A 16,049-nucleotide genomic window follows, 5' to 3' on the forward strand; every position below is an offset into this window, starting at 1 on the left:
GCTGTCGACGCCCCCCCAGTTGTCAACACCGGCTCGGCTGTCACTGCGGGCTTGACCCGCCGTCCCTGCACCGCTCACTGCACAAGAATCTTCATGACCCGCCAAAAAAATCTTATTCCCGCCGAGAAACAGGACGTCCCGACGATTCCCACCAGCAGCTTTCCTATCGTCGGCATCGGCGCCTCGGCCGGCGGTCTGGCCGCGATTGAAGCGTTCTTCTCAGGCCTACCGCCCGATGTCGATCCCGGCATGGCCTTTGTGCTGGTTCAGCATCTGGACCCGGACCACAAGAGCATCCTCACGGAGCTGATTCAACGCACCACCCGCATGCAGGTATTCGAGGTGAAGGACGGCGTGGTGGTGCAGCCCAATTGCATTTACATCATTCCGCCGAATCGCGACATGGCCTTTTTGAACGGCACGCTGCAGTTGCTGGAGCCGGCAGCGCCGCGTGGGCACCGCCTGCCGATTGATTTTTTGTTCCGCTCACTGGCCCTGGACCAGCATGAGCGCGCCATTGGCATCGTGCTCTCCGGCACCGGCAGCGACGGCACGCTCGGCGTGCGCGCCATCAAGGGCGACGGCGGCATGGTGATGGTGCAAACACCAGCCTCCTGCGAATTTGATGGCATGCCGCAAAGTGCGCTGGCCACCGGCCTGGTGGACTATGAATTGCCACCGGCCGAGATGGCGACTCAACTGATTGCCTACGTCACCCACGCTTTTGGGCATCCACCCCAGTCCGCCACCGTGGCGACGCCGCACACTGAGAACGCGCTGAAAAAGATATTTGTCTTGCTGCGCAGCCAGACCGGGCACGACTTTTCTCAGTACAAGCCGAACACCATTTTTCGCCGCATTGAGCGCCGCATGGCAGTGCATCAGATCGAGGGCATTGAAGACTATGTCAAGTATTTGCAGCAATCGCCGATTGAAGTGCAGGCGCTGTTCAATGACCTGCTGATTGGCGTGACCAATTTCTTCCGCGACCCAGAGGCCTTCGCCCTGCTGGAGTCTCTGGTGATCCCCAAACTGTTTGAGGGCAAGACGGCAGGGAGCGCGGTGCGCGTCTGGTGCGCTGGCTGCTCGACGGGCGAAGAGGCTTATTCAATTGCCATCTTGCTGCAAGAGCGGCTCGAGGCCCTCAAAGTGAGCTACAAGGTGCAGGTATTTGCCACCGATATTGACAGCCGCGCCATTGCCGTGGCCCGCGCTGGCCTGTACCCATGCAGCATTGCCGACGACATCTCGCCCGAGCGGCTGGCCCGCTTTTTCACCGCCGAGCCCGACGGCAGCGCCTACTCTGTGCACAAGGGCATTCGCGACATGCTGGTGTTTTCCGAGCAGGACGTGATCAAAGACCCGCCGTTCTCCCGGCTCGACCTGATCAGTTGCCGCAACCTGCTGATCTACCTCGGCCCCGAGTTGCAAAGGAAGCTGATCTCCCTGTTTCACTACGCCCTGCTGCCCGGCGGCGTGCTGTTTTTGGGCACCTCGGAGACCGCTGGTGAGCAGGGCAGTCTATTCTCGGTGTTGGACCGCAAGGCCAAGATCTACCGGCGCAAGGAAGATTTTCAAGGGACGCAGCGTGCCGCCCTGGGCCGGTTTTTGCCACCCTTGACCGAGCGGGACTTGACGCTGCCCACGACGCCCGGCAAAGCCGCACAAGTGCCCAAGCTGTCATTGCGTGAGTTGACCGAGCAGACCTTGTTGCAGCAGGTGGCGCTCGTGGCGGCACTGGTCAACGGCCAAGGCGACATCCTCTACCTGCACGGGCGCACCGGCCTGTACCTGGAGCCCGCACCCGGCGAGGCCGGTATCAACAACATTCTGAAAATGGCGCGCGAAGGCCTGCGCAGCGACCTGACCACCAGCCTGCACAAGGCCGCCAAAGGCAGCGACACCGTGCGCGCCCTGGGTGTACGCGTCAAGACCAACGGCCACTTCACACTGGTCAACCTCAGCGTGTGCCCGGTGGCGGGCAGCCCGTCGGCAACGCTGGAGTCGCCTCTGTTTTTGGTGATGCTGGAGAAAGCACCCGATGCCAACGCCGCTGACTCCAAAAGCCCACCAGCCCCCGCCACCCTGCCGACCATCCGCGCGGCAGGCGGCAGCGACAATCTGGGCGCTGATGCCAGCGCCCAGATTGCCGAACTCAACGAAGAGCTGCATGCCAAAGAAGAGTACCTGCACGCCGCCAATGAAGAGCTGGAAACCACCAACGAAGAGCTCAAATCAAGCAACGAAGAAATGCAGTCGGTCAATGAAGAGCTGCAAAGCACCAATGAAGAGCTGGAAACTTCCAAGGAAGAGATGCAGTCCATTAACGAGGAACTGAGCACCGTCAACAGCGAACTGCAAGCCAAGCTGGGCGATTTATCGCGCGCCAACAACGACATGAACAACCTGCTGGCCGGCACCGGCATTGGCACCATTTTTGTCGACCATGAGTTGCGCATCCTGCGCTTTACGCCGGCGGCCAGCCAGATCATCAACCTGATTTTGAACGACGTGGGGCGCCCGGTGGCTCACATTGTGAGCAATCTGGTCGGCTACACCACGCTGGTGGCTGACGTGGAAACCGTGCTCAAAACCCTGGTCCCCAAAGAGGTGGAGGTGCAGACCTTTGATGCCAAGACCTACACCCTGCGCATCCTGCCCTACCGCACGCTCGACAACGTGATTGAAGGCGCGGTGATCACCTTTGTTGAAATCACCGAAGTCAAGCGCGTGCGCGAGGCGCTGCACAAAGCCAATGAACTGCTGCGCCTGGCGGTGGTGGTGCGCGATGCGCATGACGCCATCACGGTGCAGGAGCTGAGTGGCCGCATCATCGCCTGGAACCCGGGCGCCGAGCGCCTGTATGGCTGGAGCGAGGCCGAGGCCCTGCAGATGAACGTGCGCGAACGTATCCCCAAGGCGCTACAAGAAGCGGCCTTGGCCCAGGTCCACCGGCTCAGCCAGGCGCAAACGCTGGCGCCCTACCCGACCCGGCGGCTGACCAAGGACGGCCGCGTGCTGGACGTGTCGCTCACAGCCACTGCCTTGCTCAATGAGGCAGGCCAGGTGTATGCGATTGCCACCACCGAGCGGCCCAGTGATACCGCGGCGGCGCCAGGCTGAGCGCCTGCCGAACCGGCCCTGGTGCCAGGGTGTATTTTTATACGTTTTCGACCTCTAGCCCCCGTAGCACATTCGCTATCAGCTATTATTTTTTATGTAGCATTTATCTGATTTTTAGAGCTGCGGCTGTGGCATCCAATCAGCGCGTTCTACTGCGTCAGATGGCCGGCAAAGCATGCGAGAATGTTGCAGTCATATTTCGGGTGCCTACATGTGGAACACTGATCCCCCTCTCAGCACTGGTCGTGCGTCTTCTGAGACCCGCGACGCGCCAACGGCGGCGCAGGCCATGCGTCGGCGGGCCGAAGACATGGCCCTTGAAAGACTGGCGCAATTGCCCCCGAGGCTGCAAGCGCTGTCGCCAGAGGAGATGCGGCAACTGATGCACGAGCTATCCGTGCATCAGATTGAGTTGGAGATGCAGAACGACGAACTGCGCCGGGCCCAACAAGAGATTGAGGACTCCCGCGCACGTTATTTCGACCTGTATGACTTGGCGCCGGTAGGCTACCTGACCGTGAGCGCCGATGGTCTGATCCTGGAGGCCAACCTGTGCGCGGCCAGCCTGCTCGGCGTCCCGCGCAGCGCGCTGGTCAAGCGCTCGCTCAGCCGCTTGATTGTCAAGGCGCAGCAGGACAGCTATTACCAGTGCCGGCAGCGACTCATGGAAACGGGTCAGACCCAGATCTGTGAGTTGCAGATGCTGCACAGTGAGGGCACCGAACTGTGGGTCAATTTGGTGGTGACTGCCGCGCAGGAAACAGATGGCGCGACCATATTGCGCGTGGTGCTGAACGACATCTCCGAGCGCAAGTTGCTGGATCAGTCGTTACAGGAGACCAACGTCAAGCTCGAGAGTGCCCTGTTTCTGGCGGACAAAGCCAACCTTGCCAAGTCGGAGTTTCTGTCGAGCATGAGCCATGAGTTGCGCTCACCGTTGAATGCGGTTTTGGGCTTTGCGCAGTTGATTGAGACGGGCACGCCGGCGCCCACGCCAGGCCAGCAAGCCAGTCTGGAACAGATTCTGCGGGGTGGCTGGTATTTGCTGACGCTGATCAACGAAATTCTTGATCTGTCCCTGATCGAGTCCGGCAAACTGTCGCTGTCGATGGAACCGGTCTCCCTGTCTGAAGAGTTTTGCGATTGCCAGGCCATGATCGACCCGCTGGCGGAAAAAGCCGGCATCCGTGTCAGTTTTGCGCCATTCGACAACCCGTGCTTTGTTCATGCCGACCGCACCCGCCTGAAGCAAGTGATGGTCAATTTGCTCAGCAACGCCATCAAATACAACCGCGCTGGCGGCTCCGTCGAGGTGACCTGCAGCACGCCCACCGCAGGGCGCATCCGCATCAGCGTGATTGATAGCGGCCCAGGCTTATCCGAAAATAAATTGGCCCAATTGTTCCAGCCCTTCAATCGTCTTGGCCAAGAGAGCGGCCCGCAGGAGGACACCGGCATCGGCTTGGTGGTTTGCAAGCGCCTGGTTGAAATGATGGGCGGTGACATCGGCGTACAAAGCCGCGTTGGGATTGGCAGTGAGTTCTGGTTTGAGTTGAACTTGGCAGCGCCACCGCAAACGGCCGCTACCGGTGAAGCGTCAGCGCTGGCGCAAGCAGCAGTTCAGGATGGGGCCGAGGTGCGCACCTTGCTGTATATCGAGGACAACCCCGCCAACATGGAACTGATCGAGCGACTCATTGAGCGTCGTTCCGACCTGCGCTTGTTAAAGGCGGGCAATGGTTCGAGCGGTATCGCGCTGGCGCGCATGCATCTGCCCCAGGTGATCCTGATGGATATTAATCTGCCTGGCATCAATGGCTTTCAGGCGTTGAAAACCCTGCGTGAAGACCCTGCAACCCAACACATCCCGGTGCTGGCCCTGAGTGCCAATGCCATGCCACACGACATTCAAGCGGGCTTGGCTGCAGGATTTCTTCGCTATTTGACCAAGCCGATCAAAATCGACGAGCTGATGCAAGCGTTCGATGTGGCGCTGGAAGCTGCAAAGGTGCCCAAATGAAAAATTTTCCGATTGTCTGCGTCGGTGGTTCGGCCGGTGGACTGGACGCCTACATCCGGCTGCTGAAAAATCTGCCGCCCGATATGGGGGTGGCGATCGTCATCGTCAACCACATCACAATCATGCCGACCCAGCTGCACGAGGTGCTTCCACCTTACAGCAAGATGCCGGTGGAGCTGATCTCCGAGAACATGGGTGTCGAGCCCAACCATGTCTACATCATTCCCGCCAACCGCGATTTGCATGTTGATGGCGAAGTATTCCAGCTCAGGCCCATCTCCAAGCCGCGCGGCTGGCCGGATGTGATCACGGTTTTTTTGAAGTCCCTCACCCAGTACTGGGACGGCAAGCTGATTGCCGTGATTGTTTCGGGTTATGACGGCGACGGCGCCGCCGCACTGCGTGGCATCAAGGAGGTGGGCGGTATCACCATCGCGCAAAAACCTGACACAGCGAGTCAACCCGACATGCCCGAAAGCGCCATTGACAGCGGCTGCATTGATTTTGTCTTGTCGCCCGAAGACATTGCCAAAGAAATTGGGCGCATTGCGCAGGCTCAGGCCTAAGGACCTCAGGCACTCAATCTCAGCCACGGCCTGAGCGCCACCAACGCACGAGCCCAATGCCCGTGATGCACAACGCAAGCCAGGCTGTACCTGAGGCGAAACCGGCAAGCACATCGCTGGCAAAATGCACCCGCAAAAACAAACGGCTGGCGCCAACCGTGAAGACCAGCGTCACTGCCGCCAGCAGCGTCGGCAACTGCCAGCGCTCGGGAAGCAGGCGCAGCGCCAGATAGGCCAGCATGCCGTAGGCCACGACCGCGCCGGAGCTGTGGCCGCTGGGGAAGCTGAGTCCCGTGGCCTGCACCAGGTTGTGCGGCTCCAGTGGCCGAGCGCGGCCGAATACTTGCTTGAGGGTCTGGTTCAGCAAGCCGTTGCCCGCCAACGCGACCACCCAGCCCAGGGCGAGGCCGGGCCGCCTGCGGGCGACCAGCACAACCGCGAGGCCAATGCACATCACGGTGAGCGTGGCGGTGTCAGCCAGGTGCGTGAGTGCGGCAAACATTTGCTGCGTCAACGGCGCCACGCTGACGCGCAAGGCATCGGTGAGCGCCTGGTCCGCTCGGGCCAGTGTTGTTCCCGCACCTAGATGTGCGGCCAAGCTGGCAAAGACCGCAGCGCCTAACAGAATGATGACAAGGCCAACTGCGACACGTCGGCCAACGGCAGGTTGGGACGAAGCCCCAGGCGAAGTGCGACGCAGCTTGGCTCGCCGCAGCCAGCACCAGCCGGCAAAGGTTGCCGCCAATGACAGCACCAGCAGCACGGAAAAAAGAGGTAGCGCGTGTTGACCGGCCCACAGTGCGAGCTGCACCAGGCGATCTGCGTCAGCGTTCACGGGCCGCTGCGCTGCCGCGCGCCGGATGAACTTCGGTGACGCGACTGCGTACAAAGGCTTTGGCAGAGGCGCTAAAGTCCCATTGCTCAATCAGGCAGCAGCCGGGCGCTGCAGCGCCACCCCAACGCAACAGGTTGACCGAGTTCGGTGCGCCATCACGCACCCGTTTTGATACGGCGGTGCCGGCTTGCACCGCCCACATCGGGTGGGCCAGCCCTGCAAGCGCTACCACGTATGGCAGGTGGATATGGCCACCCATGACCAGATCGCAGCCTGCCTCAGCCCAACGCTTGAGCGCGCCAGCGTGGCCGCGCAGCAAGTCGTGCCTATCCTCAGGCATCAGCACGGCAACCGGCTGATGCACCACGACCACCCGCAATTGACCCGGTGTGGCACTGCCCAGGCGGCTGGCCACGCGCTCGATCTGGGCACGCGAGACTTCGCCGTTCTTGTGCCGGTACCAGCGCGTCGTATTCACGCCCAGCACCAGCAAATCGGCCGAGGCATGCACCGGCTCCAGTTCCGCGCCAAACGCTGCGCTGTAACGCGCGTACGGATGAAACAGGCGCTGCTTCAGGTCAAGCAAGGGAATATCGTGGTTGCCGGCCAGGCTCAACAGCGGCACACCGAGCCGATCGGTGAACGCGCGCGCCGCAGCGAACTGGCTTGGTCGGGCGCGCTGGGTGATGTCGCCCGAAAGCACCAGAACAGTGGGCTGATGCTGCTGTGACAGCAGCTCCAACGCTTCAACCACTTCCGCCTGCTCGGTGCCGAAATGAGGGTCGGAGATCTGCAGCAGAACACTCATGCGCCACCGCCGGACTGGCCGGTTGCGCCGTCTGCGCTGACCGGCTTGATCAGGTAAAGCGGCTTGGGCGCAACCCGGAATTCAATCGGTGCGCGCATCACGCCGACCTCGCCATCGAACGCGACCTTCACGCGCCTGCGAAGCCAGGGCACGCGCGGCGTGACCAGCATGCGTTGAAACTGAACGCTCTCGACCGAGTCGGCCTCGCCCAGCGTGCCAAAGCTCCCGCGCAGCAGCAACCAGAGCATGGCCATGGAACCAATGGGGCGCAGCATCACGGCGGCCAGACAACCCTGGTCAAGCGCGCCGGCCTGCGCCAGACCGACTTGCTCAAACTGCAGCCGGTTGTTGCCAATGAAGAGCGTGGGTGTGCTCACGTCGCGCACGGTGGTGCCGCGTTCAATGCGCAGGCGCAACTGGCGGCGGCGCCCCAGCAAGGTGGCCAGAGCGGCGGCGAACGCCACCACGCGGCTGCGGCCAAAGCGCGCTTTCCAGGCCTCCCGGTCCTGCAACAGCTCGGGGTACAGGCCCAGGCTGGCGTTGACCAGAAACACCCGCTCGTTGATGAGCCCGACCTGCACCGCCATCGGCTCGCAATCGAGCAGGGTCTGCAGCGCTTGGGCGCCATCGCCGGGAATGCCATGCGTGCGGGCAAAGTAGTTGAAGGTGCCCTGCGGCAGCACCCCCATGGCGCAGCCCTGGGCGTAGGCGGCTTGCGCCACGGTGTTGATGGTGCCATCGCCTCCCACGGCCACCACGGCGCTGCGGCGGGTACAGGCCGTCGCAGCTGCCTGCCGTGCCACCTCGGCCAAGTCCTGCGGGCGGGCAAACAGCAGTTCACCGCTTCTGCCGTTCGTGCGCAGCGCGCTTTCAATCAGCTCGCGTGTCGCATCAACGGCATGATGACCCGACGCCGCATTGATGACGAACAGCAGCGTTGCCGCCCGGTCCAGGTCAGGCACGCGCGAGGACTGTGCGTCTGACAAGGGAAGCAGGGGCTCGCCAAGCCAAGCCTGGCACCTTGGGGGCCTTTGCCCTCACGGCTTGAGCTTCTTGATTTCTTCTTCGACTTCTTTGGCGCCTTTGGCATAAAACTTGGCTTCATCGGGCGCCAACTCGTGCAGCAACCGGAGAAATTCTCCCGCGTGCACGCGCTCCTCGTCCGCGATCTCCGTCAGCACCTTGATGGCGAGCGGGTGGTCGGTGGACTCGGCCAGCTGCATGTACATCTGCGTGGCCTCGTACTCTGCGGCCACCATGAAACGAATGGCTCTAACAAGCTCTTCATGACTGAGCTTCTTGTTGTGGGCTACGCCTGAAAAAGGCGATCCGAACTCCGGCATGGTGATTCTCCTGGTTTACTTCCCAATTACCCTGAGCTCGCCAGCCGACCGGCCAGCGAACTCAGGGCGGACTTGCTATTCATATTAATGACCCGGCGCAATTAACTCTGTGCGTTTTCGCACAGACCAGACCCGACCATGTGCAGATCATGCACACATTTGGTTTAGCAAAAACTGGGAGGCACCTTGACTGTGATGAAACCGCTGATGAGCTCGCTGGCAACCCTTGAGGCCCGAAGTGTCTTCCGGCTTGGCCAGCGCATTGATCTCGGCGACGAGCACATCGCCGTTGGGACACGTTGATCCTGGGGATGCCGAGCTGCGGCGTTGAAGAAATTCCGGGGGTAAGGATTCCGTTTTTCGGTGGCAACATCACTTTGCACTGACGCGCCAGACCACATTGCCGACATCGTCCGCGACCAGCAACGCGCCCTGCTTGTCCAGCGCCACGCCCACCGGGCGGCCGTTGGCCGTGCCTTGCTCACTGAGAAAACCCGTCAGCACGTCAATCGGCGCGCCGACCGGCTTGCCACCTACGAAAGGCACAAATATTACCTTGTAGCCGCTGTGCGGCCGGCGGTTCCATGAGCCATGCTGGCCAATGAACATGCCGGTGGCAAAGGTGGGTGGCAGTGAGTTGCCAAGAGAAGTAGCCAAACCCAGTGACGCCGTGTGAGGCCCCAAGGCGTAATCCGGTGCGATGGCGGTGGCGACCAGGGCGGGCTGCTGCGGCTTCACCCGCGCATCCAGATGCTGGCCGTAGTAGCTGTAGGGCCAGCCGTAAAAGGCGCCCTCGCGTACCGAGGTCAGGTAATCAGGCACCAGGTCGCTGCCGAGTTCGTCACGCTCATTCACCACCGTCCACAAGGCGCCCGTGTGAGGCTCCCAGGCAAGGCCAACCGGGTTGCGCAGACCCGATGCAAAGATTTGATGGGTGCCGGTCTTGATGTCCACTTGCCAGATGGCGGCCCGCCCGGCCTCCACCGCCATGCCGCGCTCGGCCACGTTGCTGTTGGAGCCCACGGTCACGAACAGTTGGCTGCCGTCCACGCTGGCAAGAAGATTCTTGGTCCAATGGTGGTTGATCGGGCCGGCTGGCAGGTCCAACACCTTGACGCCGGGCGCGGTGATGCGGGTGTCGCCGCTGGCGTAGGGAAAGCGCAGCACGGCGTCCGAGTTCGCCACAAAAAGACGGTTGCCCACCAAGGCCATGCCAAAGGGTGAATTCAAGTCTTTCAGCAACACCGAACGCAAGTCGGCCACTCCATCGCCGTCGGTATCGCGCAGCAGTGTGATGCGATTGGCGCTGGGCACGCCCGCGCCGGCCCACTTCATCACCAGACCCATCGCCCATCCTTTGAGCCCCGCAGCGTCTTGCGGCTTGGGCGGCGTATTGCTTTCTGCCACCAGCACATCGCCGTTGGGCAGCACGTAGAGCCAGCGTGGATGATCCAACTCCCTGGCAAAGGCCGCCACGCGGGTGCCTGGGGCCGCTTGTGGTGTCGCACCTTCTGCCCAGCCCTTGGCCGGTGCAATGTTCACCGTCGGAATCAGTGACTGGCGCGGGGCCGGCAATGTGGGTTGCGGCCCGGTGCCGGCCGACACCGGCAAACTGGCCATGTCGCCGCAGCCCGCCAGAGACGCCAATGCCAAGCCAAGCAACGCAGCCATGGTGCGCCCCAGCGCAGCCTGAATATTCGCAAGCGCATGCGCGGCGTGAAGGGGGTTCAAATTCATGTTATCTCCTCGCTGCTGTGAGATTTGGCGGGTTGACACCCTGGCTACCGCTATTTGCTTCGCCAAGCATCCGCCGTGGGTCGACCCAGACGTCAAACTGCTGCGCATTCACCATCCCCAGCGCCAGCGCGGCCTCGCGCAGGGTGCTGCCGTGCGCATGGGCGTGCTTGGCAATCTGCGCCGCGCGGTCGTAGCCGATGTGCGGCGTGAGCGCCGTGACCAGCATCAGCGAGCTCTCCAACAACGCCTGGACCCGCGCGGCGTTCACCGCGATCCCCGCCACACAGTGCTGGCTAAAGCTGCGCATCGCATCCGTCAGCAGGCGAAGGCTGCCCAGCGTGTCAAGAATGATCAGCGGCTTGTAGACGTTGAGCTCAAAGTGGCCCTGGCTGGCGGCAAAGCCAATGGCAGTGTCATGCCCCATCACCTGGGCGCACACCATCGTCAATGCCTCAATCTGGGTTGGGTTAACTTTGCCGGGCATGATGGAACTGCCGGGCTCATTCTCTGGCAATCGCAGCTCACCCAAACCGGCGCGCGGCCCGCTGCCCATCAAGCGAATGTCATTGCCAATTTTGGTCAAGGCGATGGCCAACATTTTCAGGCTCGCATGCAAGGCCACCAGCGCTTCGTGCCCTGCCATGGCAGCAAACAAATTGCCGGCCTGCACCAGCGGAAGATCAAGTTGCTCTGCCAGCAGGGCTGCGACCCGAGCGCCGAACTGCGGGTGTGTGTTCAGGCCTGTACCGACGGCCGTGCCGCCGATGGCCAGCGTGTGCACCACCAACAGGGCATGACGGATGCTTTGCTCGCACAGAACCAGTTGCGCCTCGTAGCCACCGAACTCCTGGCCCAGCGTCACCGGCGTTGCATCTTGCAGGTGCGTGCGCCCGATCTTCACGACGGTTTCGAACTCAATGGCCTTGGCCGCCAGAGCGCTACGCAACTGTTTCAGCGCCGGCAGCAGACTGAGCTTGGCTTGCTGCGCCACCGCGATGTGCATGGCGCTCGGGAACACGTCGTTGGACGACTGCCCCAGATTCACCTCGTCATTGGGATGAATTGTTCGCGCTGCGCCCACCTCCCCGCCGAGTGCGCGCGAGGCCAGATTGGCCACCACCTCGTTGACGTTCATGTTGCTCTGCGTGCCCGAACCGGTCTGCCACACCGACAACGGGAATTCGGCGTCGAACTCGCCTCGCGCCACGCGCTGCGCCGCGTCGGCAATCGCCTGCGCCTTGCCGGTGTCGAGCAGGTGCAGGTCACTGTTAACGTTCGCTGCCGCCCACTTGACCCAGGCCAGCGCATGGATCACCGGCAGCGGCATGCGCTGCTCACCAATGGCGAAGAACTTCAGGCTGCGCGCTGTTTGCGCGCCCCACAAGGCATCGACCGGGACTTCAATCGGGCCGAAGCTGTCGGATTCGGTGCGGGTGGTGCTCATGGCCGCATTGCGAACTCACCTTGCCAAAAAGTCAAGCAGGTCCTTGGTCAGCCGTTCCTTGTGGGTGGCGAACAAGCCATGCGGTGCGCCGGCGTATTCGACAAAGGTTGACTGTGCAATGCCTTTGGCCGTGAGTCGGCTTGAGGATTCAATTGGCACAACCTTGTCGTCAGCGCCGTGGATGATGAGGGTGGGCACCTTGAATGCGGCCAGTTCCGGGCGAAAGTCCGTGGTCGTGAAGGACTTGGCGCAGCCCAGGGTGGCCCTCAAGCTCGCTTGCATCGAGACGCTGCGCGCCCAGGCCAGCAGTTCGTCACTCACCGGTTTTTCGTCCGGCGTCATACCAAAGAACTTCTCGAAGAAGCCGGCCAGGAACTTGGGCCGGTCGTCATTGAGGGCCTGCGCCGTCTTGTCAAACGCAGCCTGCTCCACGCCGAGCGGGTTGTCGCTGGTCTTGAGCCGGTACGGCAGGCTGGCAGAGACCAGCACCGCCTTGGCAACCGATTTTCCATGGTGGCGCGACATGTAGCGCGCCACTTCGCCGCCGCCCATGGAAAAGCCCACAATCACCGCGTCCTTCGCGCCGGTTTGCTCGATCACCGCCGCCAGGTCGTCCGACAGCGTGTCGTAGTCGTAGCCGCTCCACGGCTGCGAGGAACGGCCAAAGCCACGGCGGTCATAGGCAATAGCGCGGTAACCCGCTTCGACCAGCGCCAGCGCCTGGTCATCCCAGGTGTCAGCCGACAGCGGCCAGCCGTGAATCAGAATGACGGGCTGGCCGGTGCCCCAATCCTTGACATAGAGCTCGGTGTTATCCGCGGTGATGATGCTAGGCATGGTGACTGCTCCTTTGTTTCACAAGTTGAGAAATTGATTGAATAGCTTGCATGAGTGCTCGATCCGAGCGAGCGAGCGAGACGCGTTCAGCACCGCCGACGGGTCGAGCGCGCAAGACGGACCGGGTGGCCCCGTGCACTGCGGCACAACATGGGGCCAAATTTACCCAGGCCCGGGCCCATGGTCTGTGCGATGCCGAACAATGAACCAGCATGTTGACTGCAGCGATTGAAGGCCCCGACGCCAAAGCAAGGAGCGTGTCAGCCCAACAACAACTGCCGCAGCACAAACGGCAATATGCCGCCCGCGTGGTAGTAATCCACCTCGATCGGGGTGTCAATGCGCAGCAGGACCGTAACCGACAGACTGCTGCCGTCGGCGCGGGTGACGACCAGTTGCACATCGCTCTGCGGGCGCAAATCCAAGTCGGGGACGATGTCGATGACCTCGTTGCCAGTCAGCCCCAGCCCTTGCCAGCTGTCGCCGGCCTTGAACTGCAGCGGCAACACGCCCATGCCCACCAGGTTGCTGCGGTGAATGCGCTCAAAACTTTGCGCCACCACCGCCTTGATGCCCAGCAGCTGGGTGCCCTTGGCGGCCCAGTCGCGGCTGGACCCGGTGCCGTATTCCTCGCCGGCAAACACCACTGCGGGCGTGCCTGCGACCATGTAGCGGGTGGCGGCGTCGAAGATGAAGAGCTTTTCGCCGACGGCGCCCGCACCCTGCCCTTCGGCGGGGGCCTGGTACAGGGTCAGGCCGCCTTCCTCGCGCGAGCCGTCCGCCAACGGCGGGATCATCAGGTTTTTGATGCGCACGTTGGCAAAGGTGCCGCGCACCATCACCTCATGGTTGCCGCGGCGCGCGCCGTAGGAGTTGAAGTCGGCCTTTTGCACGCCGTGGGCCAGCAGCCACTGGCCGGCCGGAGAACTCTCCTTGATGGCGCCGGCCGGGGAAATGTGGTCGGTGGTGATGGAGTCGCCAAACAGCGCCATGATCCGGGCATTGCGCACAGATTCAGAGCCTTTTTGGCCTCTAGCCCCCGTGTCTATTGCTTTAGTGGCTTCACTTTCCATAGTGAAAGTGAAGAAGAACGGCGGCTCGGCGATGTAGCTGCTCTTAGGCCAGCTGTAGGTGGTGCCGGCCACACCTTTGATCTCCTCCCACAGCGCGCCGGGCTCGGACGCAATGCGGGCGTAGTTCTCGCGAAAGGCCTTGCCGTTCATGGCGAACTTCATGAGCGCCGCAATCTCGTCGCTGCTGGGCCAGATGTCCCCCAGAAACACATCCTTGCCCCCGGTGCCCTGCCCCACCGGTTCGGTCATCAGGTCGCGCAACACCGTGCCGGCAATCGCGTAAGCCACCACCAGCGGCGGGCTCGCCAGAAAATTGGCCTTCAGGTTGGGGTGGATGCGCGCCTCGAAGTTGCGGTTGCCCGACAGCACTGCGGCGCAGACCAGGTCGTTCTGGCCGATGACGGCGTTGAGCTCGGGCGTCAGGTCGCCGGAGTTGCCAATGCAGGTGGTGCAGCCGTAGCCCGCCAGGGCAAAGCCGAGTTTCTCCAGGTAGGGCAGCAGCCCGGTTTGCGTGAGGTACTCGGTGACGATGCGCGAACCCGGCGCCAATGACGTCTTGATGTGCGGCTGCACGGTGAGGCCCGCCTCGACGGCCTTTTTGGCCAGCAGGCCCGCCGCCAGCAGCACGCTGGGGTTGGAGGTGTTGGTGCAACTCGTGATGGCGGCGATCAGCACGTCGCCATGGCCCACCGTGGTGTGCCGGGGGGTGTGCTGCGTTGCAGTGACGGCGTCGGATGGGCTGGCGCTGGCCAGGGCGGCTTCCAGGGTGGGTCGATTGATCTCCATCTCGGCCAAATCACGGGGCGCGCCGGGCGGGAGCGGCGGCGCCGGCGGTGCTTCACCGGTGGCAGTGGCGCTGCTAACCGGGTAACGCTTGAGCAGGCGCTCGGCTGGCTGGTTAAAACCGTTGCTGGCCCCTGACTGGCTGAACAGGTCGGCAAACTGCGCGGCCACGCGGCCCAGTTCGATGCGGTCCTGCGGGCGCTTGGGTCCGGCCAGACTGGGGGTCACGTCGCCCAGGTCGAGCTTGACCACTTGCGAATAGTCGATCTCGCCCGCGAGCGGCACACCGAACAGGCCCTGCGCCTTGAAGTAGGCCTCGAAGGCCTCGATTTCGCTGGTGGTGCGGCCCGTGCCCTTGAAGTAGTCCATGGTTTCTTGGTCCACCGGGAAAAAGCCCATGGTGGCGCCATATTCAGGCGCCATGTTGGCGATGGTGGCGCGGTCGGGCAGCGCCAGCGTGCGCGTGCCTTCGCCAAAAAACTCGACAAACTTGCCCACGACCTTGTGCTGGCGCAGCGTCTGCGTGACGGTGAGCACCAGGTCGGTGGCGGTCACGCCCTCGCGCAGGCGCCCGGTGAGCTCAAAGCCGACCACGTCGGGCGTGAGCAAATACACCGGCTGGCCCAGCATCGCGGCCTCGGCCTCGATGCCGCCGACACCCCAGCCGACCACGCCAATGCCGTTGATCATGGTGGTGTGGCTGTCGGTGCCCACCAGCGTGTCGGGGTAATAAATGCCGTCTTTCGATGTGTGCACGCCGCGTGCCAGGTACTCCAGATTGACCTGGTGCACGATGCCAAAACCCGGCGGCACCACGCCAAAGGTGTCAAATGCCTGCATGCCCCACTTCATGAACTCGTAGCGCTCGCGGTTGCGCTGGAATTCGAGGCTCATGTTCAGGTCCAGCGAGTTTTTCTTGCCATAGTGGTCGACCATGATGGAATGGTCTACCACCAGGTCCACCGGCACCAGCGGCTCAATGCGCCGCGGGTCCAGCCCCAGGCGTTGCGCGGTGCTGCGCATGGCCGCCAGGTCCGCCAGCAGCGGCACGCCAGTGAAGTCCTGCAGCACCACGCGCGACACCACAAACGCAATTTCGTCGGTGCGCGGCGCGTGCGGCTGCCAGCCGGCCAACTGCGCCACATGGTCGGCGGTCACTTTTTTGCCGTCGCAGTTGCGCAGCACCGATTCGAGCACGATGCGCAGGGAAAGCGGCAGACGCTTGATGTTGGGGAACTGGCGCGCCAGCGCAGGCAGGGAGAAGAGCTTTCCCGTTTTGCCAGAGGCAGTTTCAAAAGTCTTGAGCGTGGCTGCAAAGGCGTGGGTCATGGCGGTCTCCTGCGAGGGCATCAATGGCCGCAATTGGGCCATCAACTTCAATCCTCCCATGCGATTGAGGTCTTTGTTGTGCGATAACGCACAGACGGTACATCTCCGACCAGCTCAAATGGAAAAAATTGCATGAATCGGTCCATTGACG

The 16,049-nt window shown here is 62.5% G+C and carries 11 protein-coding genes; 3 read left to right on the top strand and 8 right to left on the bottom strand.

Translation table 11 applies throughout. The features are described from left to right. Positions 1-93: 93 nt before the first annotated feature. The 3 genes from GZ093_RS02845 (at position 94) to GZ093_RS02855 (ending at position 5,709) form a co-directional block, all read left to right on the top strand. The gene (locus tag GZ093_RS02845) at positions 94-3,123 is read left to right on the top strand and encodes a chemotaxis protein CheB (protein WP_296481783.1); all 3,030 of its coding nucleotides are present in this window, start codon (positions 94-96) and stop codon (positions 3,121-3,123) included. A gap of 211 nt (positions 3,124-3,334) precedes the next feature. After that, the gene (locus GZ093_RS02850; RefSeq protein ID WP_296481785.1) at positions 3,335-5,143 is read left to right on the top strand and encodes an ATP-binding protein; all 1,809 of its coding nucleotides are present in this window, start codon (positions 3,335-3,337) and stop codon (positions 5,141-5,143) included. After that, positions 5,140-5,709 carry a chemotaxis protein CheB gene (locus tag GZ093_RS02855; RefSeq protein ID WP_296481788.1) on the top strand — a complete coding sequence of 190 codons (570 nt, stop codon included), beginning with the start codon at positions 5,140-5,142 and terminating at the stop codon, positions 5,707-5,709. The genes GZ093_RS02850 and GZ093_RS02855 overlap by 4 nt, the downstream gene beginning before the upstream one ends. A gap of 19 nt (positions 5,710-5,728) precedes the next feature. On the opposite strand, the gene GZ093_RS02860 is transcribed toward GZ093_RS02855, so the two are convergent. The 8 genes from GZ093_RS02860 to GZ093_RS02895 form a co-directional block, all read right to left on the bottom strand. Further along, complete coding sequence (locus GZ093_RS02860; RefSeq protein ID WP_296481790.1) at positions 5,729-6,544, bottom strand: phosphatase PAP2 family protein; 816 nt, start codon at positions 6,542-6,544, stop codon at positions 5,729-5,731. Then, on the bottom strand, positions 6,534-7,352 hold the full coding sequence (locus tag GZ093_RS02865; RefSeq protein WP_296481793.1) for a metallophosphoesterase: 819 nt from the start codon (positions 7,350-7,352) through the stop codon (positions 6,534-6,536). The genes GZ093_RS02860 and GZ093_RS02865 overlap by 11 nt, the downstream gene beginning before the upstream one ends. Beyond that, entirely contained in the window at positions 7,349-8,338 is a 990-nt protein-coding gene (locus GZ093_RS02870; protein ID WP_296481795.1) for a diacylglycerol kinase family protein, read from the bottom strand. The genes GZ093_RS02865 and GZ093_RS02870 overlap by 4 nt, the downstream gene beginning before the upstream one ends. A gap of 51 nt (positions 8,339-8,389) precedes the next feature. Beyond that, positions 8,390-8,695: a ferritin family protein gene (locus tag GZ093_RS02875; RefSeq protein WP_296481798.1), complete on the bottom strand. Its 306-nt coding sequence runs from the start codon at positions 8,693-8,695 to the stop codon at positions 8,390-8,392. 372 nt (positions 8,696-9,067) lie between these two features. Beyond that, complete coding sequence (locus tag GZ093_RS02880) at positions 9,068-10,366, bottom strand: sorbosone dehydrogenase family protein (protein WP_296482011.1); 1,299 nt, start codon at positions 10,364-10,366, stop codon at positions 9,068-9,070. Positions 10,367-10,433: 67 nt separating this feature from the next. Further along, positions 10,434-11,876 (bottom strand): class II fumarate hydratase, encoded by a 1,443-nt coding sequence (gene fumC / locus GZ093_RS02885; protein ID WP_296481802.1) that lies wholly within the window; start codon positions 11,874-11,876, stop codon positions 10,434-10,436. A gap of 15 nt (positions 11,877-11,891) precedes the next feature. After that, on the bottom strand, positions 11,892-12,713 hold the full coding sequence (locus tag GZ093_RS02890; protein ID WP_296481804.1) for an alpha/beta hydrolase: 822 nt from the start codon (positions 12,711-12,713) through the stop codon (positions 11,892-11,894). A gap of 260 nt (positions 12,714-12,973) precedes the next feature. Beyond that, positions 12,974-15,898, bottom strand: coding sequence for an aconitate hydratase (locus GZ093_RS02895; protein WP_296481806.1), 2,925 nt, complete (start codon positions 15,896-15,898; stop codon positions 12,974-12,976). Between the last annotated feature and the right edge of the window lie 151 nt (positions 15,899-16,049).

Source organism: Rhodoferax sp. (assembly GCF_010365055.1).
In the GTDB taxonomy this organism is placed as follows: Bacteria; Pseudomonadota; Gammaproteobacteria; order Burkholderiales; family Burkholderiaceae_C; genus Rhodoferax.